The sequence below is a fragment of the Aureimonas mangrovi genome, from assembly GCF_014058705.1.
GTDB lineage: Bacteria > Pseudomonadota > Alphaproteobacteria > Rhizobiales > Rhizobiaceae > Aureimonas > Aureimonas mangrovi.
This window is the reverse complement of record NZ_CP059692.1, coordinates 2,201,490-2,221,430: the sequence shown is the minus strand read 5'-3', so window position 1 is coordinate 2,221,430 and position 19,941 is coordinate 2,201,490. Positions and strand designations below refer to the sequence as shown.

Here is a 19,941-nt window from a genome sequence, read left to right as displayed (position 1 = left end):
CGCATGTTCGGCGCGGATGCGCTACTCGGCCTTTTCCACCGCCCAGAAGACCGGGACCGGTGCCTTCAGAAAACCGGTGATCTGGCTGGTCCAGGCGGACGGGGTGAAGTAGTCGCCGAGCGGCACGTAGGTGACCTGCTCGTAAGCGTGTTCCTGGATTTCAGCGGCGATCGAGGCGCGTTCCTCGTCGGTCTCGGCCATCGCGAAGGAGACGCGCATCTCGTCGAGCTCGGGATCGGTCGGCCAGCCGAACCATGCACCTTCCGGACCGCCGCCGTTCAGCATCGGGTTGTTGAGGGGGCTCCACACCTCTGGGATCACCCAGTTTGTAAAGAACATGTTCCAGCCGCCATCGGCGGGCGCGGCCTGGCTGGCACGGCGGGTAACGAGCGTCTGCCAGTCCATCGGCTGGAGATCGACAGTGAAGCCGGCTTCGCGAAGCTGCTGCGCGGCGACCACCGGCTGCGCCGAGGTTGTGACGACGTCGGTCGGCTGCATGATGACGACAGGTGTGCCGTCGTAGCCGGCCTCCTCGAGCATCTGGCGGGCCGTCGCCGCGTCCGGCCCGTTCATGATGAGATCGTCGCCGGCGTCCGTCGCCAGCGGCGAACCGCAGCCGTACATCGAGCCGCAGACGGAATAGTATTCCGGATTGCCGATGAGTGCTGAAAGCACCGGCTCCTGGCCCAACGCTGCGAGAGCTGCGCGCCGGATCTCGATATTGTCGAAGGGCGGGTGCAAGAAGTTCATCCGGCCCATCGTCTGCGAGCCGAGTTCGTTGAAGAGATCGACCGTCAGCTCCGGATTGGCCTGGAGGATCGGCAGAAGGTCGACGGGCGCGGCCTCCAGATAGTCGATCTCGCCGCTGTTGACGGCGTTCATCGCGGTCTGCGCGTCCGGCATTGCGATCCAGCGAACGGTGTCGACGTTCACGACCTTGCCGCCTGCCGTCCAGCTCGGCGGCTCGTCGCGCGGGACGTACTCCTCGAACTTTTCGTACACGGCCTGGACGCCCGGCTGGTACTCGCTCTCGACGAAACGGAAGGGGCCGGAGCCGGTGTAGTCGCTGATGCTTTCGGTGGACGGCGTCTGCGCGACACGCTCGGGCATCATGAAGGTCGGCAGGCCGGAGGGCTTGGCCATCAGCTCGATCACATAGGTGAAAGGCTCGGACAGCGTCAGCGTGATGGTCTTGTCGTCGGTGGCTTCGAGGCTCTCGACATAGTCCATCATCAGCTGTGCGCCGCCGTCGCGCTCCGCCCAGCGATTGAGCGAGGCGACGCAGTCGGCCGCCGTCACGGGTTCACCGTCGTGCCAGGTCAGCCCGTCGCGCAGCGTAAAAGTGTAGATCAGGCCGTCGTCGGAGATCGTCCAGTCCGCCATCTGGGGCTGCGGCTGCTGGTTCTCGTCCATAGCGATCAGCGTGTCATAGATCATGTAGCCGTGATTGCGCGTGATGTGTGCGGTGGTGATCACCGGATCGAGCACACGAATGCCGGAATGCATCACTGCGCGAATCTCCTGCGCGCCGGCGGGCAGGGCTGCGCCCGTCAGAACGGTTGCGGACAGCAGGGCCGCTCGCAGCGCACGGGGAAGAGAGCATCCGGGATGTTCGAAGTGGAAGGTCATTCTGTGCGTCTCCGTTCGAGTAAGGACGGGCTGGAAATCGACGACGGCAAAGTATCGCATTGCGATACTGCTTGGCAGAATGAGAGAGTTTAGGTAGACGTTCATGAAATAGTCAAGCGCGGGAAACGAGCAAAAAATATGCAGGCTACGGACGTCGCTCATGAGAGGTCGAGGACGGGACAGGTTGGCAAGATCCTCTCCCTCGAAAAGGCGATGCGCGTCTTGGAGGTTTTCGGCGAGGCGCGCCCGGAGGTTGGGCTGACGGAGATCGCGAGCGCCGTGCGTCTTGATCGAAGCGCGGTCCAGCGCATTCTCAATACCTTCCACCAGCTCGGATATCTGGAGAAGGACGTGGCCACGCGGCGCTTCCGCCCTTCACTGCGCATGAGCGAACTCGCCAATGCCTACCTGTGGGCGGACGAGCTGGTGCGTGTGGCCATGCCCAAGCTCATCGAGCTTCGGCAAACGCTCGGAGAGACGATCAACTTCTCGCGCCTCGACGGTTCAGACATCGTCTACGTCGTGCGCCTGCCCAATGTGCGCACGAACTATGCCGCGATGATCATCGGCCGGCGTGTGCCCGCGCTGAATACCGCCAGCGGACGAGCGATGGTCGGTCTGCGCCCGAAGGAGGAGCGCGCACGCTGCGTCGAGGAATGGCCGATGCGCCGCTTCACACCCGAGACGGAGATGGACCGCGCCCGCGTCCTCGCCAGCGTGGAGACGGCGGCACGCAAGCGCTTCTGCATCACGCGCAACGAGCTGATGATGAACGAGATCGGCGTAGCCGTTGCCATCCGCGCGCGCGATGGCGGGTTCGGTGCGCTGCACTGTTCCGTCACCCCGACGGACTGGACCGACGAGGCGGTGACGGACAGGATCGTCCCGCGCCTGCAGGATGCGGCCAACGCCATCGGCTGACCGACTCTGGCTACCATCGAACCGAAAGGCCCCAGTTTCATGACCGAGATGCTACGTTCGCAGGAGATGCGCCGCCTGAAGGAGCTCGTCGCAGACGTCGAGATCGCGGTGGACCGGTTCGGCGTCTCGCATATCCGCGCGCAGAACCGGGACGATCTGTTCTTCGCGCAAGGCTGGAACGTGGCACGTGACAGGCTGTGGCAGATCGACCTGTGGCGAAAGCGCGGGCTCGGGCTGCTCGCGGCGGACCTCGGCCCCGGCTATCTCGCGCAGGATCGCGCCTCTCGCCTGTTCCTCTATCGCGGCGAGATGGCGCCGGAGTGGAGAGCCTACGCACCGGATGCGGAGGAAATCTGCGAAGCCTTCGTCGCCGGCATCAACGCCTATGTGGAGAGCACGCAATGCGGCGAGGCCGCGCTGCCGCGCGAATTCGAGCTGATGGGCACGCGGCCGGCGAAATGGGCCGCGAGCGATGTCGTACGCATCCGCAGCCATGCGCTGACGCGCAACGCGCTTTCGGAGGTTCTGCGATCGAATGTCCTGGGCAGGGCCGGCGAAGAGGCCGAGCGCCTGCGGCGCTCGCTGGAGCCAGCCGTCGATCTCTCCGAGGAGCTCGCCACCGGCGTCGGCCCGGTGCCGCTCGCCGTCGCGGACGTCTTCAAGCTCGGAACGGCGGGTGTGTCATTCTCCCGCGAGCGACTGGACGCGCGCCTGGAGGACGCAGAGCGCTGGGCGGTGGTCGACCCGATCGGCAAGGTGATTGCGCGAGCGGAGGCGGAGGGCTCGAACAACTGGGCCGTCAGCGGTTCGCGGACCGGGAGCGGCCGCCCGATCCTGGCGATGGACCCGCACCGCGCGCACGCCGTGCCCTCGCTTCGCTATGTCGTGCATCTCTCGATGCCGGGCTTCGACGTCATCGGGGCGGGTGAGCCCGCCGTGCCGGGCATCACCTTCGGCCACAACGGCCACAGTGCGTTCGCCATCACCATTTCGGGTGCCGATCAGGAAGACGTCTACGTCTACGATACGGCTGAGGGCGATAGCGCGTCGTATCGCTATGGCGAGGGTTTCGAGGCAATGGAGGTCGTGCGCGAGAGCTTCGAGGTGAAAGGCCACGACGCGGTAACGCAGGAACTGCGCTTCACGCGGCACGGCCCGGTGCTTCTCGAGGACAAGGCCGCGAAGCGCGCTTATGCGCTGCGCACCGTGTGGAGCCAGCCCGGCTCGGCGCCCTACATGGCGAGCCTTTCGGTGATGCGCGCTCGGTCCGTCGAAAGCTGGCGCGAGGCGCTGACGGGCTGGGGCACGCCAGCCACCAACCATGTCTACGCCGATGCGAGCGGCACGATCGGCTGGCAGGTCGTCGGCAAGACGCCCATCCGGCCGAACTGGAGCGGGCTCCTGCCGGTGGCGGGCGACGGGCGGCACGAATGGGCCGGGCATGTCGATCCGCTCGATCTGCCGCATGTCGTCGATCCCGAGCGAGGCTTCATCGCCACGGCCAACGAGATGAACATCGCGGCCGAATGGCTCGCGACGAATCCGCCGATCGGTTTCGAGTGGATCGAAGCGAGCCGCTCGCGCCGCATCCACGAGGTGCTCGACACGCAGGATCGGCATACGTTCGAGGATTCGCGAAAGCTGCAGACCGACGTCCTGTCCCTGGTCGCGCGCCGCGCGAAGGCTGCGATCGCCGCAATGGCGCTGGAGGAGGGCGCGCGCCCCGCCGCCGAGCTTTTGGCCGATTGGGACGGGCGGCTGGAGGCGGATTCGGCGCCCGCTGCGCTCTTCGAGCTCTGGTTCACCAGGCATCTGAAGCCGGCGCTGTTCGCACGCGCGACGCACGATACCGCGCTGCAGGCGATCATGCTGCCCGGTGACGTCGATGGGGTCATGGACGCGTTGGATGGAGAAGAGCAGCAGGTCGCCGTCCTGGTCTCTCGGACGCTCGCCGCCGCCTGGGCGGACATCGCCGCGCGGCTCGGGCCCGATCCGGCGGGCTGGCGCTGGGGCGATCTGCACCGCCTGACGCTGGATCACCCGCTTGCAGGAGTTGCGCCGGAGGCGGCAGGCGAATTGTCGGTGCCGTCGATGCCCCTCGGCGGCAGCGGCTCGACGCCGATGTGCGCGGTCTATCGTCCGTCCGATTTCGAGATCACCGTCGGCGCGTCGGTGCGCATGATCGTCGATGTGGGCGCGTGGGACGAAAGCGTCTTCATCAACATGCCTGGCCAGTCCGGCGATCCGGCATCGACGCACTACCGCGACCTCGCGCCCGTCTGGCTTGAGGGGCACCATCATCCGCTGGCCTATTCGTTGGAAGCTGTCGATGCGGTGACGGCGTCCACGATCGTCCTGTCGCCGGATGGTTGAAGGTCTAGGCGGGGAAGACGCCCTTCACCTTCGTCGCGTCCTCGTTCTCCGAGCGCCAGGCGAGGCGGAAGATCAGCTCGAGATAGGCCCACCACTCGTCCGACGTCGCAGTGACGGTCAGCGTGCCGCGCTCGTCTTGCAGCGAGACGACGACAGTCGCCGGCAGCGGGCGCTGCTCGGTGATGAGGAAGAGCGCGCGTGCCGTCGAGTAGACCCGCTGCAGCCGTTCCAGTCGCCATGGCTCTTCGTCGGAGCGATAGGCGCTCACTTCGGGAACGTATTCGCGATCGTCATGCCGCTGGTCCCAGGAGTTTTCCTCGATCAGCCAACGTTGGAACGGCGAGGGGCGTTCTGCGGTCCTTTGCATGGGACGTCCTGCCACTTTTTCGTCACAACCAGCGTGGCATGAGCCGGCGTCTGATTCCAACCACTTAACAGAAGAATTTTCCGTGAAACCGGCAGAAAAATGCCGATAGTCCGCCGATCCGGTCAAAAAGCTTTGAGGGCGCTCGGCATGGCGGATTGCGGCGCAGGCCCTATTCTTTCGGCGTGATGGCGGGGCAGACGCCGCGCCGCAGTAGAGGAGCCTGGACATGAAGAAGGTCTGGACGAAGCCGCAGATGTGTCAGGTGGCGACGGGATTCGAGATCTCGCGCTACGCATCGTCGGAGCTTGAACTCCGCAAGTAGCCTTCGGTATGGGCGGGGCGAGAGCCTCGCCCATCACCAGCCCGTCGCGTGACGGGCGCGATATCTCGCATCGAAGAAAGTGAAGCCCCGTGATCATCAGGGTGCTCGGCTCGGCCGCCGGCGGCGGCGTGCCGCAATGGAACTGTAACTACCGCATCAGCCGCAGGGCGCGTGAAGGCAAGGGCGAAGTGAGGCCGCGCCTCCAGTCCAGCATAGCCGCGCAGGGCAGCGAAGGCCGCGGATGGGTGCTGTTCAACGCATCACCCGATATCCGCCAGCAGATCAACGAGACCCAGGCCTTGCAGCCTCATGCGGACGCCGAGTTGCGCTCGAGCCCGATTGCCGCCGTGGTGCTGACGAACGCCGACGTCGATCACCTCGCGGGGCTTCTCTCGCTGCGCGAGCGCCAGGCGTTCAATCTCTACGCGACCGACCGGGTGCTGGCCGTTTTGGAGGCCAACCCGATCTTCCGCGTTCTCGACCCGGACTATGTGCGACGCATAACGCTGCCGATCGAGAAGGACGTCGCGCTGGAAGGGCCGGCAGGGCCGCTCGGTATCACGATTCGGCTGTATCCTGTGCCCGGCAAGGTCGCGCTGTTCATGGAGACGGGCGACGCGGCGAACGATTTCGAGGCGGATGGTGGCGACACTGTCGGCGTGCAGATCCGCGGCGAAAGCGACGGCATCGTCCACTACGTTCCGGGCTGTGCACGGGTCGACGACCGGTTGCGCGAAAGAGTGCGCGGTGCACATGCGCTTTTGTTCGACGGGACGGTCTTCACCGATGCCGAGATGGCGGAGGCTGGCGTCGGAACCAAGACCGGTCGTCGGATGGGTCATGTTCCCATCACCGGTGACGGAGGCTCGATCGACGCCTTCGACAACCTTTCCGTCGAACGGAAAATCTACATCCATATCAACAACACCAACCCGATCCTTGAAGAGGCGTCGGAAGAAAGACGCCGCGTAACGGACGCTGGCTGGAGCGTTGCCGAAGATGGATTGGAGCTTCACGTATGAGGCAACCCTTCCGCATCGAGAGTGTGTTGTCGCCGACCGATCTGGAGGCGCTCCTGCGCAGCGTGGGAGACGCGCGCTACCACAACCGCCACCCCTTCCACCACCGGATGGTGGCCGGTGATCTGACCCGCGGCCAGATGCAGGCCTGGGCGCTCAACCGTTACTGTTACCAGGCCGCCATTCCGCGGAAGGATGCGATGATCCTTTCGCGTCTCGATGACCGTGCGCTGCGCATTGAATGGCGTGAGCGGGTGATCGATCATGACGGCGCGGCGGGCGAGCCGGGCGGGATCGAGCGCTGGATGCGCCTGGCGACGGGGCTGGGGCTCGACGCGCAGGACGTCGCCTCGCAACGCCTCGCGCTCCCTGCTACGCGCTTTGCGGTGAACGCTTATCTGACGCTGGTCGAAAAGCGGTCGGTGCTGGAGGCGATCGCCTCGTCCCTGACCGAGATGTTCTCGCCGCTGGCGATCGGCGAGCGCGTGCCGGCGATCCTCGCGCGCTACCCTTACGTGGACGAGGAAACGTTGTCTTATTTTAAGCCGCGCCTGACGCAGGCGCCGCGCGATGCGGACTTCGCGCTGGCCTATGTGAAGGAGCACGCGAGGACGCGCGAGGAGCAGCAGGCCTGCGTCGATGCGCTCCTTACCAAGTGCGACATCCTCTGGGCGATGCTCGACGCGCTGCACTTCTCCTATGTAGAGCCGGCCTTCACGCCGCCCGGCTGCTTCGTACCGATTGCGGAGGACGGGCCGTGACGGCCCGCGATCGCCCGATCGTCGCGGACGCTTCCAGGCCGAGCCTGCCGCGGCACGTGCGCCTGCGGCATGATCCTGTGCGAGGGGCCTGGGCGCTTCTATCGCCGGAGAAGGTCTTGTGGCCGGATGAGGTGAGCCTTGCGATCCTGCGCCGATGCGACGGGCTCACGGACGTCGCGTCGATCGCCGGCGCGCTTGCCGCCGAGTACGAGGCCGACGAGGCGGAGGTCCGGCGCGACGTGACGGAGTTTCTGCAGGACTGGTCGGATCGCATGGTGGTGCGGCTGTGAGCGCTGCAGAATCTACGTTGCAGGCTCCGATCGGCATCCTCGCCGAACTGACGCATCGCTGCCCGCTTCAATGCCCATACTGCTCCAATCCTCTCGCGCTGATGAAGGCGAACCGGGAGCTCGACACTGACGGCTGGATCTCGATCTTCGAGCAGGCGGCCGATCTCGGCGTTTTGCAGGTGCATCTGTCGGGCGGCGAGCCGACGCTTCGGCAGGATCTGGCGAGGCTCGTGGAAACGCTCGCCCGGCGCGGCGTCTATTCCAACCTCATCACGGCCGGCGTCGGGGTGAAGGAGGGCGCGTTCGAGGCCCTGGCGAAGGCGGGGCTCGACCACGTCCAGCTCTCCTTCCAGGGAGCTCGGCCGGAGACGACCGAACTGATCGGCGGGCGGCGCGGGGCACACGAGACCAAGCTTCAGACCGCGCGCCGTGTGCGCGAGGCGGGCCTGCCGTTGACGATCAACGCCCCCATCCACCGCCGCAACATCGGCGAGGCGCAGGCCTTCATCGACCTTGCGCTGGAGCTGGGGGCGGAGCGGCTGGAGATCGCCAACGTGCAGTATCACGGCTGGGCGCTCTTCAACCGAGCGGCCCTGATGCCGCCGCGTGACGCCGTGCTTGAGCTCGCCGAGACGGTGGCACAGGCGCAGGCCGCGCTGCGCGGTGTGCTCGCGATCGATTTCGTGGCGCCCGACTACTATGCGCGCTACCCCAAGGCCTGCATGGGCGGCTGGGCGAGCGACGCCTTCATGATCACGCCGGACGGCACGGCGATGCCCTGTCATGGCGCCCACGAGATTCCCCATCTCGTCTTCGACAATGCGGCCAAGACGCCGCTCGGCGAGATCTGGGCGCATTCCTCGGCGTTCAAGGCCTATCGAGGCACGGCATGGATGAAGGACCCGTGCCGAAGCTGCGAGCGCAGGGACATCGATTTCGGCGGGTGTCGCTGCCAGGCGATGAAGCTTGCGGGCGACGCCGCGGCGACGGATCCGGCCTGCTCGCTCTCGCCCTTGCATGGGCAGGTGCTGGCACTGGCCGAAGGCGATGCCGCGAGCGGGGTCGAAGAAATGTCGTACCGAAGGATTGGCGTTCACGCCTGAGCGAAGGCAGACGCCTCAGGCCGCGTCCGGCCGGTAGCCGCGCACGATGGCCCTTCCGCGCCCGTCGCGCTTCGCCTCGTAGAGGGCGGCATCGGCGGCGGCCATTGCCTCCGCCCCGGTCGCCGCCGTTGTTTCCACGATGCAGCAGCCATCGCTGACCTGAATATTGACCGCGCCATGCGGCAGGAAGATCGGCCAACTGATCGCTTTCACGACGTCGCGGCTGAGCGCCTGGGCCTGGGCCTCGTCGTCGATATTCGGCTGGACGATGACGAATTCGTCTCCGCCGAGGCGCGCGGCGAAGGCGCCGCGTGTCAGAACGGCCCGCATGCGCTTGGCGACCTCCACGAGAATGGTGTCGCCGGCTGCGTGCCCGTAGGTGTCGTTGATCGCCTTGAAGTGATCGAGGTCAACGAAGTGGATCGCGATCAGCTGCGGCTCCTTGTGCGCGAACAGCGCGTCGAGTCTTTCGTGCAGCATCGAGCGGTTCGGCAGCCGCGTCAGCGAATCCTCCCCCGCCATTTCCGCAAAGCGCTGACGTGTTGTCAGATGCTCCAGCGTGATGTTGTAGGTGTTGATGATCATGTCGAAGCTTCCGGCCGTCATCGCAACGAGGACGGCTGCGATGACGAGATGCTCGGGCCCGGGATGCAGCGCTGTTGCCAGCGCTAGCGCGCCCCCGGAGATCAGCACGGTGGGGATCGCGATCCACGGCCTTACAGAGGCCCGCCCGACGATGCCGGCGCAGAAGCCGACGACGAGGATCGCCGCCATCAGCTTAGCCGAGGCGCCTTCCATCGGGACCGCAACGAAGGAGAAGACCGCCAGAACGAGCGCGAACCAGAAATTGCCGATGCCGTAGGCACGCTCCCATGTCACGACGCGGGCGGTCGCTTCGTAGCGGCGGAACAGGAGCACGCAGGCGATGCGGTAGGTCGTGGCGAGAAGGCCCGCAATGCCGATGGCGATCATCGCGTTGTCGCCGGTCTTCATGTGCAGGAGGGCGGAGAAGGCGACGAGCGAGATGCCGACGATCGTCTTCGGCACGATGGTGGTGAAGAGGAGGCGGCCGAGCTCGTCCCGCGTCTGCGGATCGACGGCATCTTCGCCGAAGAGCGTATGCCAGATGGCGAAAGAGCGGCGCGTCATCACTGCGAGGATACGTCTTATAGCTTAAGGAATATGTGTGCCGCGCGACCGCACGTCGCGATAAAAAAAAGGGCGCCCGAGGCGCCCTTCCAATGCTTGGATCGCGGGTTGCGCGATCTGAAGCGCAATCAGGCGCTCTGAAGGTTCACGGCCTTCGGACCCTTGCCGCGCGTATCCGGCGCGCTGTCGAAAGAAACCTTCTGACCGTCGGTGAGCGAGGACATGCCCGAACGCTCGACGTCGGAGATGTGCACGAACAGATCCTTTCCGCCGTCATCGGGGGTAATGAAGCCGAAGCCCTTGTCAGCGTTGAAGAACTTAACGGTACCAGTAGCCATTGAAAAAACCTGTTCGTTCCAAGTCGAGCGCATCGTGCGCGCGCAGACCATGACTGACGCGAGGCCTCTCGGCAAACGAAAAGTCCTCGCCGGCCATATTAAGACAGTTTGGAGACAGGCGGGGCGAGGTTTTCATGTACCCAGAACCTGGCGGTACTGGATGAATCCGCTGCGCTCGGCGACCTTGTCGTAGAGGGCGCGCGCGTCATGATTGGCCTCCTGCGTGAGCCAGTAGACCCGCGAGGCGCCGGCCGCCTCCGCTTTTTCGCGCACATGCTCGATCAGCGCGCGGCCGGTGCCGCGGCCTCGCACAGCCGCATCGACGAAGAGGTCCTGCAGGTAGCAGTAGTCGCCGCGCGTCCATGTGGAGCGATGGAAGATGTAGTGGACGAGGCCGACGGGCTCGCCATCCTCGACCGCGAGGGCGCAGTGCATCGGCTCGTCCGGGGCAAGCAGACGTTCGAACGTCTCCTCGCTCACCTCGGGAGAGATCGAAACCTCGTAAAAGGCCTGATAGCCTTGCCAGAGCTTCTGCCAGTTCTGCTTGTCCCCACGCTCCAGCGCCCTGATCTCGCCCATCCGGGAATGCCTTTCTTCTCTCTCGCCGCGAAAACGATAGAGATCTCGCAAAGTGGTGGAAACCCTTCGGAATCGTCTGGCGAGCTCCTCGGATCGAAAGAACGGCGAAAATGCGATCCGTCCACTTGTGCGGCAGGGCCGCTTCCGCTTGTATCCGGCCGTTTCACGGCCGGCGCGAGATCGGCCCAGCATGGGAGGAAATCCAGGTGGATCGTCGCCAATTCTTCAAGCAGGCCGGCATTGTCTCGGGCGGCGCGGCGGCCAGCGTCGCACTTGCCGCTCCGGCGATCGCCCAGGAGCGCCCGCGCATCCGCTGGCGCATGACCTCGAGTTTCCCGAACACGCTCGACACGCTCTTCGGCGCCTCGCAGCGCTTCGCCCAGATGGTTTCGGACATCACGGAGGGGCAGTTCACCATCCAGCTCTTCCCGGCGGGTGAACTGGTGCCGGGCCTTTCCGCGCTCGACGCGGTGCAGGACGGCACGGTCGAGGCCGCGCACTCCGTCCTCTACTACTATGTCGGCAAGGATCCGACCTTCGCCATCGGCTCGGCGATTCCCTTCGGCCTGAACGCGCGCCAGCAGAACGCCTGGCTTTATCACGGTGGCGGCAACGAACTGATCGACGAGTTCCTGCAGTCCTACAACGTGACGGCGCGCCCCGGCGGCAACACCGGCACGCAGATGGGCGGCTGGTTCCGCAACGAAATCAACTCGGTCGCCGACCTGCAGGGCCTGAAGATGCGCATCGCGGGCATCGCGGGACAGGTGCTCCAGCCGCTCGGCGTCGTCGGCCAGCAGCTTGCCGGCGGCGACGTCTATCCGGCGCTGGAGCGCGGCACGCTGGACGCGACCGAGTTCGTCGGCCCCTACGATGACGAGAAGCTCGGCTTCTATCAGGTTGCGCCCTACTACTATTACCCCGCCTTCTGGGAGGCCGGGCCGACGGTCCACTACATCTTCAACCGCGAGCAGTTCGATGGCCTGCCGGACTCATACAAGGCCGCGCTGGAGACGGCTTCCATGGCCGCGAACCTCGACATGACCGCCGATTACGACGTGAAGAACATGCGCGCGATCCGCTCGCTCGTCGGCAAGGGCGCCCAGCTTCGCCCCCTGCCGCGCGACGTTCTCGACGCCGCCTACGATTCGGCGCAGAACCTCTATCGGCAACTCGACGAGACCAACGAGAACTGGAAGAAGATCTTCGACCCGTGGAACGAGTTCCGCACGCAGAGCTACGAATGGTTCCGCGTCGCCGAGTTCACCAACGACAGCTACGCCTATGCGCAGCAGGCTGCCGGACGCTAGGCGGCGGGCAGCATCGAGGCACAAGAAAAGAGGCCGGCGGAGCGATCCGCCGGCCTCTTCTTTTGGGCGCGCTACTGGCCGAAGCTCGGCGCTGCCGGCGCTTCAAAGCTCGGCGCTGCCGGGGCCCCGAACGAGGGCGGAGGCGGCGTCGCGTCCACCGGCCCAGCCGGCGGCGCGCCGAAGCTCGGAGGGGGCGGGGTGCCGAAGGAGGGGGCGCCCGGCGCCTGCGAGGGATCGCCGAAGCTCGGAACGTTGATCTGGATCGACGCGGGGTCGAACGTCGCCTCCGGCGTGAGGAAATACGTCACCGACTGCGGGAAGAAGATCAGCACCGCCACCATCACGAGCTGCAGGCACAGCCACGGAATCGCGCCGAGATAGATGTCGGATGTCTTCACCTCGGGCGGCGCGATGCCACGCAGGTAGAACAGCGCGAAGCCGAAGGGCGGGTGCATGAAGGCCGTCTGCAGGTTCACGCACAGGAGCACGCCGAACCAGATGAGATCAATGCCGAGCGAGTTCGCCACGGGCACGAGCAGCGGCACGATGATGAAGGCGATCTCGAAGAAATCGAGGAAGAAGGCGATGAAGAAGATGAAGACGTTGACGAAGATCAGGAAGCCGACGGCTCCACCGGGGATGTGCGACAGGAGATGTTCGATCCACAGGCCGCCGTCCATCCCTTGAAAGACGAGGCTGAAGACGGTGGCCCCGATGAGGATGAAGATCACCATGGCGGTGATGCGCATCGTCATCTTCATCGCTTCACGCGTGCGCGTCCAGTCGAGGCGTCGGTGCGCGGCAGCCAGGAGCATCGCGCCGATCGCACCCATGGCGCCGGCTTCGGTGGGCGTGGCAAGGCCTGCGAACATCGTGCCGAGGACGATCAGGATCAGCGCCAGCGAGGGCACCATCGCCTTGGCAACCTGCCAAAGAAGCGCCCCGCCGCTCTTGGTGCGCGCCTCCGGCGGCAGCGGCGGCATCAGATGCGGCTTCAGCCGCGACAGGACGAAGATGAAGGTGAGGAAGATCAGGATCTGCAGGAGCGCCGGTCCGATCGCGCCCTTGTACATGTCGCCCACCGAGCGCCCGAGCTGATCGGCGAGGATGATGAGGACGAGCGAGGGCGGGATGACCTGCGTGATCGTGCCAGACGCCGCGATGACGCCGGTCGCCAGACGCTTGGAATAGCCGTAGCGCATCATCACCGGCAGCGAGACGACACCCATCGCGATCACCGACGCCGCGACCGTGCCGGTGATGGCGCCGAGCACCGCGCCCACGATGATGACGGCATAGGCGACGCCGCCCGGCAGGGGCCCGAAGAGCTGGCCCGCCCCCTCCAGAAGGTCCTCGGCCAGCCCCGAGCGCTCGAGAACCGCGCCCATGAAGGTGAAGAACGGGATGGCGAGCAGGAGCTCGTTGGAGATGACCCCGTAGAAGCGCAGCGGCAGCGCGTTGAGGAGCGCCGGCGAGAAATGCTCCGTGAGGATGCCGAGAAGGCCGAAGAGCATCCCCGTCGCCGCCAGCGAGAAGGCGACCGGGAAGCCGAAGAGCAGGAAGCAGATCATGCCGCCGAACATCAGCGGCGGCATCGGACCGTAAGCGAACATGAGCGACCCCTCCGGTCTGCGGCCTACTGAAGAGGCTTTTCGTACTTCGTTTCGAGCTCGATCAGCCCGGCGAGCGCGGCAAAGCGCTTGATGAGCTCCGAAAGGCCCTGCAGGAACAGGAGGCCGAAGCCGAGCGGCAGCGCCGCCTTCGCCGGCCACAGGATCAGCCCGCCCGCGTTCATCGACGTTTCCCCCGAGATGAACGAGCGCCAGAAGAACGGCCAGCACAGGCTGAACAGGTATCCGACGACTGGGAGGAACAGGACGGCGAAGCCGATGATGTCGACATAGAGACGCGTGCGCGGCGCGAGCGTGGAATAGATGAGGTCCACGCGCACATGTTCGTTCATGCGCAGCGTATAGGCCGAGCCCAGAAGCACCATGCCGGCGAGAAGATACCACTGGATCTCGATCGCGCCGTTCGAACTGATATTGAGCGTGTAGCGCAGGAGCGCGTTTCCGCCGCTGATCAGCACCGCAGCAAGGACCATGTATTCCGCGATGACCGCAAATCCGGCGTTCAGCCGATCCACGGACCGGCTGAACAAGAGCAGCGCTCCCATCATTTCCTCCGCATTGGGCGCGTCGCGCCCTTCGGGATGGGCCAGCCGCCGACCTTTCCGGCCGACATCGATCGCGCGTTCTCGTGCGGTCGCTACGACATTCCGCGCAGACAAGGCCAGTCTTTTCTTGAACGACACCGTATCGCGCGTCTCCGCTGGGCGGGGACGACCGTGACGGAGGGCGACCCGCTCGCCCGCCGCATCGCCGCCCAGCGCAGGGCGGTGGAGGCGGTACGCGCCCGTCATGCATTCGAACTGCTGGTGCTCAGGCGCCTCGAGAGCCGTGCCGCTGGGAGCAGCGGATCGTCACTCGCGAAACTCCTGGAGCGCGCAGAGGCCCGGCGCGACAAGGCGCTGGAAAGCAGGGAGACAGGGGGCTTGGAGGCAAACGGCGGGGACGAGGACGACGAGGGTTGACTCTTCAGTCGCACTAGAACAAAACATGAACATCGACAAACCGGAGAACAGTCCGATGCTGCTCGTCAAGGAATGCGCCTCTCTCGCCGCGATCTCGGCCTTCGTCCTCTGCTTCAGCCTTTTCGCGACCGTCGTCTAATCATTTTCACGGTTGCGTACCCGGTCTCGATGCAGGTCGCGCGCTGTGGAATGCGTGGACCACGCGGCGCGGTGGCACGACAAATGCATCTCGGTCGGGCAGGGTGATCGTCTGCCGGCGTGGCGAGTCGAGTTCTCTACCGGTATCTGGATGTGTGCGAAGGGTGATGGCGATGGGCGAGGCGACGGCGGCGAACGGGCCAGGCTTCATCCATCTGCGCATCCACAGCGCCTTCTCTCTTCTGGAAGGCGCGCTGCGCATCGACCAGATCGTCAAGTTCGCCAAGGCGGACGGGGCGCCGGCGATCGGTATCGCCGATACCAACAATCTCTTCGGGGCCCTCGAATTCTCGGAGAAGGCGGCCAAGGCCGGGATCCAGCCCATCGTCGGCTGCCAGCTCGACGTCGACTTTTCGGACGCGGGCGAGCCGTCGGGGCAGGGGCGCGAGCGTAACGCGTTCTCTTCCATGGCGCCGATGGCCTTCATCGCCGCGACGGAAGAGGGCTACGCCAATCTCGTCGAAATCGTCTCCATGGCCTATCTCGCCCATGGCGGCGACGCGCGTCCCCACATCCTCGCCGAATGGCTGGAAGGACGCTGCGAAGGCGTCATCGCGCTGACCGGCGGGCCGCTCGGCCCGGTGGACGCGGCGCTGGACGCCGGCCGCGAACCGGTGGCGCGCGCGCGGCTGGAGCGGCTGAAGGCGCTATTTGCGGACAGACTGTATGTCGAACTCCAGCGTCACGGCGATCGCTGGCAGCGGCTGGAGGCCGACATCGTCGATCTCGCCTACGAGTTCGAGCTGCCGCTCGTGGCGACCAACGAGCCCTATTTTTTCGCACGCGAAGATTTCGATGCCCATGACGCGCTGATCGCGGTCGCCGAGAACCGTCTCGTCAGTCACGAGGATCGCCGTCGCCTGACGCCCGACCATTGTCTGAAGTCGGCCGAGGAGATGGGCGAGCTCTTCGCCGATCTGCCCGAGGCGCTGTCGAACACGGTCGAGATCGCGCGGCGCTGCTCGTTCCGTCCGCGCACTCGCAAGCCGATCCTGCCGCGTTTCGCGGGCGCCGACGCCGATCCGGAAGAAGCGCAGCGGGCCGAGGTCGCCGAGTTGCGGCGTCAGGCGGAGGAGGGGCTGGCCGCGCGCCTCTCCTATCACGGGACGGCGCCGGGACAGAGCGAGGACGACTATCGCGAGCGTCTGGCCTTCGAGCTCTCGGTCATCGAGCGGATGGGCTTTCCCGGCTACTTCCTGATCGTTGCCGACTTCATCAAATGGGCGAAGGCGCAAGGGATACCGGTGGGCCCGGGCCGCGGTTCGGGCGCCGGCTCGCTCGTCGCGTGGTCGCTGACCATCACCGACCTCGATCCGCTCCGCTTCTCTCTGCTGTTCGAGCGCTTCCTCAACCCGGACCGCGTGTCGATGCCCGACTTCGACATCGACTTCTGTCAGGACCGGCGCGAGGAGGTGATCCGCTACGTCCAGGCCAAGTACGGCCGAGAGCAGGTGGCGCAGATCATCACCTTCGGGTCGATGCAGGCGCGCGCCGTCCTGCGTGACGTCGGGCGCGTGCTCGAGATGAGCTACGGCCATGTCGACAAGCTCTGCAAGCTGGTGCCGGCCAACCCCGCCAACCCCGTCACGCTCGCGCAGGCGATCGAGGAGGAGCCGCGCCTGCAGGAGGCGCGCGAGAAGGAGGAGATCGTCGATCGCCTCCTGTCGATCGCGTTGAAGCTCGAAGGGCTCTACCGCCACGCGTCCACGCACGCGGCCGGCATCGTCATCGGGGACCGTCCGCTCTCCAAGCTCGTGCCGATGTACCGCGATCCGCGCTCCGACATGCCGGTCACGCAGTACAACATGAAGTGGGTCGAGCAGGCCGGGCTCGTGAAGTTCGACTTCCTCGGCCTGAAAACGCTGACGACACTGCAGACGGCGGTGGCGCTGATCGCTAGAAAGGGCGTGTCCCTCGACCTCGGTGCGCTGCCGCTCGACGATGCCAAGACCTACGAGATGATGACGCGCGGCGAGACCGTCGGCGTGTTCCAGGTGGAATCGGTCGGCATGCGCAAGGCGCTGATCGGGATGCGACCGGACTGTTTCGAGGACATCATCGCGCTGGTGGCGCTCTACCGCCCCGGCCCGATGGAAAACATCCCGGTCTACAACGCGCGCAAGCACGGCGAGGAGGATGTCGAGATCATCCATCCCAAGATGGAGCCGATCCTGCGCGAGACCCAGGGCGTGATCGTCTATCAGGAACAGGTGATGCAGATCGCCCAGGTCCTGTCGGGCTACACGCTCGGCGAGGCCGATCTCCTGCGCCGCGCGATGGGCAAGAAGATTCGCGCGGAGATGGACAAGCAGCGCGTGCGCTTCGTCGAAGGCGCGCTGGAGGGCGGCATCGCGAAGGCGCAGGCGAACACGATCTTCGACCTTCTGGCCAAGTTCGCCGACTACGGCTTCAACAAGAGCCACGCGGCAGCCTACGCGCTCGTCGCCTACCAGACGGCTTATCTGAAGGCGAACCACGCCACCGAGTTCCTCGCCGCCTCGATGACGCTCGACAGCGGCAACACGGACAAGCTCAACGATTTCCGCGTCGATGCGATGCGCCTCGGCATCGAGATCGTCGCGCCTTCGGTGCAGACATCGTATCGGCCCTTCGAGGTGGAGGAGGGGCGCATCCTCTATTCGCTCGCGGCCATCAAGGGCGTCGGCGAACATGCAGTGGATCATATCGTGGCGCTGCGCGAAGAGGGCGGCCGTTTCGCGAGTCTCGAGGACTTCTGCGCGCGCATCGATCCAAAGATCGTCAACAAGCGCACGCTGGAGCATCTGATCTGCGCCGGTGCGCTCGATTGTTTCGGACACGACCGCGCGCTCCTGTGCGCCAATCTGGAGCGCATGGCCGGTTATGCGCTGACGGCGCACGAGGGGCGCACCTCGAACCAGCACGACATGTTCGGCGGGGCCGGCGCCGAGCCGGAGAAACTGCGCTTCACGCAGCCTGGCATCTGGACGAGCGCCGAGAAGCTGATGCGCGAGCATCAGTCGATCGGCTTCTACCTTTCCGCTCACCCGCTCGACGAATATGCCAAGGCGCTGAAGCGCCTGAACGTGCAGTCCTACAAGGAGGTGGTGGCGAGCGTGCGCAAGGGCGCGACGGCGGGCCGGGTGGCCGGCACGGTCACTTCGCGCCAGGAGCGAAAGACACGCACCGGCGGCAAGATCGGCATCGTCCAGCTCTCCGACGCGACCGGACAGTACGAGGTGGTGCTCTTCACCGAGACGCTCGTCGCCTATCGCGAGATGCTGGAGCCGGGCAGCTCGGTCATCGTCACGGTTTCGGCGGAAGACAGGCCGGAGGGCATCTCCCTGCGGGTTCAGTCGGTCCAGTCGCTGGAGCGGGAGGCGGAGCGGATGCAGAGCTCGATGCGCGTCTTCATGCGCGACGCCTCGCCGCTGGCAGCCCTGCGGGCGCATCTGAAGACCGATGGCGACAGTGCCGTCTCTCTGGTGATCGTGCAGGACGGGGGCGAGCGGGAGGTGGAGATCGCCATGCCCGGACGCTACCGCGTCTCGCCCCAGATGGCGAGCGCGATCCGTGCGGCGCCCGGCATTCTCGACGTCGAACTGGCCTGACGCGCGGGAGCTTCAGCCTCGCCGGTCGCGGTCGCCTGGGTTGATCTCGCGCGGGCGCGCCGCGCGGCGCGCCGCTTCCGGTTCGCGGGCGGCGGCGGGCCGGAACGTGTAGCCGGTCTCGATCGCCTCGAGGCCGAAGCGTTCGCGCAGCGCGTCGACGGCGCCTTCGGCCTGCGCGCGGCGTGCCGCACCCGCATCGACGAGGTCGACCGGGTCGGCGGCGTTGGCGGGCGAGAACTCAGAGCAGCCGACGCCGATCAGGCGGTAGCGCGTGCCGTCGAGCTCGTGCCGCAGCATGGCGCGCGCCGTCTCGAAGATGGTGCCGGCCAGGCGCGTCGGCTGAGCGAGGCGCCGGTTGCGCGTGCGGATGCGGAAATCGCTGCCCTTGAGCTTCAGAACGATGGTGTCGGCGGCGAGCTCCGTCGTCTTCAGGCGCCGCGCGACCTTCTCGCAGAGCGTGCGCAAGATCGGAACCAGCTGATCCTCGCGCGACAGGTCGCCCTCGAAGGTCGTTTCGGCCGAAATGCTCTTGGCCTCGGCCCGTGGCTGGACGGCGCGCCGGTCGAGCCCGCGTGAAAGGCGGAAGAGCTTCTGCCCCATCGCGCCGTAGCGCTTCATGAGATCGCCTTCGTCCATCGTCTGGAGCTGGGCGATCGAGGTCAGACCGTCATGTGCGAGCCGGGTCCGCGTCGCCTCGCCGACGCCCCATATGGCGCCGATCGGCCGCGCCGCGAGGAAGGCGAGCGTCTCGGCGCGGCCGATCACCGAAAAGCCGCGCGGCTTGTCGAGATCCGAGGCGATCTTGGCGAGGAACTTGTTGTGCGAGAGGCCGACCGAGACGCTGATGCGCAACTCATCCTCCACCGCGCGCGCGAGGTGCGCGAGCGTGACGGCTGGAGACTGCCGGTGAAGCCGCTCGGTCCCCGAGAGGTCGAGGAAGGCCTCGTCGATCGAGAGCGGTTCGACGAGCGGGGTGATCGAGCGCATCATCTCGCGCACCTGCCGGCCGACTTCGGCGTAGCGCGCCATGTCGGGCCGGATGATCGTCGCCTCCGGGCAGAGTTGCAGCGCCTTGAACATGGGCATGGCGGAGCGCACGCCCTTGATGCGCGCATTGTAGCAGGCGGTGAGGACGACGCCGCGGCGCCCGCCGCCGATGATCAGGGGGCGATCCGCAAGGTCCGGCCGGTCGCGCTTCTCCACGGCGGCATAGAAGGCGTCGCAATCCAGATGCGCGATCGATAGGTCGTGCAGCTCCGGATGGGCGAGCACGCGCGGGCTGCCGCAGGCCGTGCAGCGGCGGGCGCCCGCGGGCTGGGCGCGCAGGCAGTCGCGGCAAAGGGCGGGCTGGTCCGGCATGGTGGGCCTGCGGGTGACGGAACAGGCGCGATTATCGCGC

The 19,941-nt window shown here is 66.1% G+C and carries 17 protein-coding genes; 9 read left to right on the top strand and 8 right to left on the bottom strand.

Annotated features, from left to right (window positions below):
- Positions 1 to 21: 21 nt before the first annotated feature.
- Positions 22 to 1,629 carry an ABC transporter substrate-binding protein gene (locus H1343_RS10595; RefSeq protein WP_185982885.1) on the bottom strand — a complete coding sequence of 536 codons (1,608 nt, stop codon included), beginning with the start codon at positions 1,627 to 1,629 and terminating at the stop codon, positions 22 to 24.
- Between the two features lie 138 nt (positions 1,630 to 1,767).
- Here H1343_RS10595 and H1343_RS10590 point away from each other — a divergent pair, with 138 nt between their 5' ends.
- A complete protein-coding gene (locus H1343_RS10590; protein ID WP_185982884.1) occupies positions 1,768 to 2,550 on the top strand; it encodes an IclR family transcriptional regulator in 783 nt (260 codons plus the stop codon).
- 39 nt (positions 2,551 to 2,589) lie between these two features.
- Positions 2,590 to 4,923, top strand: a complete 2,334-nt coding sequence (locus H1343_RS10585; RefSeq protein WP_185982883.1) for a penicillin acylase family protein — start codon at positions 2,590 to 2,592, stop codon at positions 4,921 to 4,923.
- Between the two features lie 4 nt (positions 4,924 to 4,927).
- Here the strand turns inward: H1343_RS10585 and H1343_RS10580 are convergent, their stop codons facing one another.
- Positions 4,928 to 5,290, bottom strand: a complete 363-nt coding sequence (locus H1343_RS10580) for a hypothetical protein (RefSeq protein WP_185982882.1) — start codon at positions 5,288 to 5,290, stop codon at positions 4,928 to 4,930.
- 411 nt (positions 5,291 to 5,701) lie between these two features.
- Between H1343_RS10580 and pqqB the strand changes: the two genes are divergently transcribed.
- From pqqB to pqqE, 4 genes are read left to right on the top strand one after another with little or no spacing between them, the layout of a single operon-like run.
- Positions 5,702 to 6,634, top strand: a complete 933-nt coding sequence (pqqB, locus tag H1343_RS10575; RefSeq protein ID WP_185982881.1) for a pyrroloquinoline quinone biosynthesis protein PqqB — start codon at positions 5,702 to 5,704, stop codon at positions 6,632 to 6,634.
- Positions 6,631 to 7,392, top strand: a complete 762-nt coding sequence (pqqC, locus tag H1343_RS10570; RefSeq protein ID WP_210270026.1) for a pyrroloquinoline-quinone synthase PqqC — start codon at positions 6,631 to 6,633, stop codon at positions 7,390 to 7,392. Before pqqB ends, pqqC begins: the two co-directional genes overlap by 4 nt.
- Entirely contained in the window at positions 7,389 to 7,682 is a 294-nt protein-coding gene (pqqD, locus tag H1343_RS10565) for a pyrroloquinoline quinone biosynthesis peptide chaperone PqqD (protein WP_185982880.1), read from the top strand. The genes pqqC and pqqD overlap by 4 nt, the downstream gene beginning before the upstream one ends.
- Entirely contained in the window at positions 7,679 to 8,785 is a 1,107-nt protein-coding gene (pqqE, locus tag H1343_RS10560) for a pyrroloquinoline quinone biosynthesis protein PqqE (protein ID WP_185982879.1), read from the top strand. The genes pqqD and pqqE overlap by 4 nt, the downstream gene beginning before the upstream one ends.
- Before the next feature lie 15 nt (positions 8,786 to 8,800).
- Here pqqE and H1343_RS10555 read toward each other — a convergent pair whose 3' ends face one another.
- From H1343_RS10555 to H1343_RS10545, 3 genes are all read right to left on the bottom strand, one after another.
- Positions 8,801 to 9,934 carry a GGDEF domain-containing protein gene (locus H1343_RS10555; RefSeq protein WP_185982878.1) on the bottom strand — a complete coding sequence of 378 codons (1,134 nt, stop codon included), beginning with the start codon at positions 9,932 to 9,934 and terminating at the stop codon, positions 8,801 to 8,803.
- A 128-nt stretch (positions 9,935 to 10,062) separates the two neighbouring features.
- Positions 10,063 to 10,272: a cold-shock protein gene (locus tag H1343_RS10550; protein ID WP_185985599.1), complete on the bottom strand. Its 210-nt coding sequence runs from the start codon at positions 10,270 to 10,272 to the stop codon at positions 10,063 to 10,065.
- Positions 10,273 to 10,404: 132 nt separating this feature from the next.
- Entirely contained in the window at positions 10,405 to 10,851 is a 447-nt protein-coding gene (locus H1343_RS10545) for a GNAT family N-acetyltransferase (RefSeq protein WP_185982877.1), read from the bottom strand.
- A 206-nt stretch (positions 10,852 to 11,057) separates the two neighbouring features.
- Here H1343_RS10545 and H1343_RS10540 point away from each other — a divergent pair, with 206 nt between their 5' ends.
- A complete protein-coding gene (locus tag H1343_RS10540; protein ID WP_425484580.1) occupies positions 11,058 to 12,161 on the top strand; it encodes a TRAP transporter substrate-binding protein in 1,104 nt (367 codons plus the stop codon).
- A gap of 71 nt (positions 12,162 to 12,232) precedes the next feature.
- Here the strand turns inward: H1343_RS10540 and H1343_RS10535 are convergent, their stop codons facing one another.
- Together H1343_RS10535 and H1343_RS10530 are read right to left on the bottom strand one after the other, a co-directional pair.
- Positions 12,233 to 13,774 (bottom strand): TRAP transporter large permease, encoded by a 1,542-nt coding sequence (locus H1343_RS10535; protein ID WP_185982875.1) that lies wholly within the window; start codon positions 13,772 to 13,774, stop codon positions 12,233 to 12,235.
- 23 nt (positions 13,775 to 13,797) lie between these two features.
- Positions 13,798 to 14,337, bottom strand: coding sequence for a TRAP transporter small permease subunit (locus H1343_RS10530; protein ID WP_185982874.1), 540 nt, complete (start codon positions 14,335 to 14,337; stop codon positions 13,798 to 13,800).
- 36 nt (positions 14,338 to 14,373) lie between these two features.
- On the opposite strand from H1343_RS10530, the gene H1343_RS10525 reads away from it, so the two are divergent.
- Both H1343_RS10525 and dnaE read left to right on the top strand, forming a co-directional pair.
- Positions 14,374 to 14,754: a hypothetical protein gene (locus tag H1343_RS10525; RefSeq protein ID WP_185982873.1), complete on the top strand. Its 381-nt coding sequence runs from the start codon at positions 14,374 to 14,376 to the stop codon at positions 14,752 to 14,754.
- Between the two features lie 305 nt (positions 14,755 to 15,059).
- Positions 15,060 to 18,542: a DNA polymerase III subunit alpha gene (dnaE, locus tag H1343_RS10520; protein WP_185982872.1), complete on the top strand. Its 3,483-nt coding sequence runs from the start codon at positions 15,060 to 15,062 to the stop codon at positions 18,540 to 18,542.
- Between the two features lie 12 nt (positions 18,543 to 18,554).
- On the opposite strand, the gene H1343_RS10515 is transcribed toward dnaE, so the two are convergent.
- Positions 18,555 to 19,901, bottom strand: coding sequence for a DNA polymerase IV (locus tag H1343_RS10515; protein ID WP_185982871.1), 1,347 nt, complete (start codon positions 19,899 to 19,901; stop codon positions 18,555 to 18,557).
- Positions 19,902 to 19,941 lie beyond the last annotated feature (40 nt).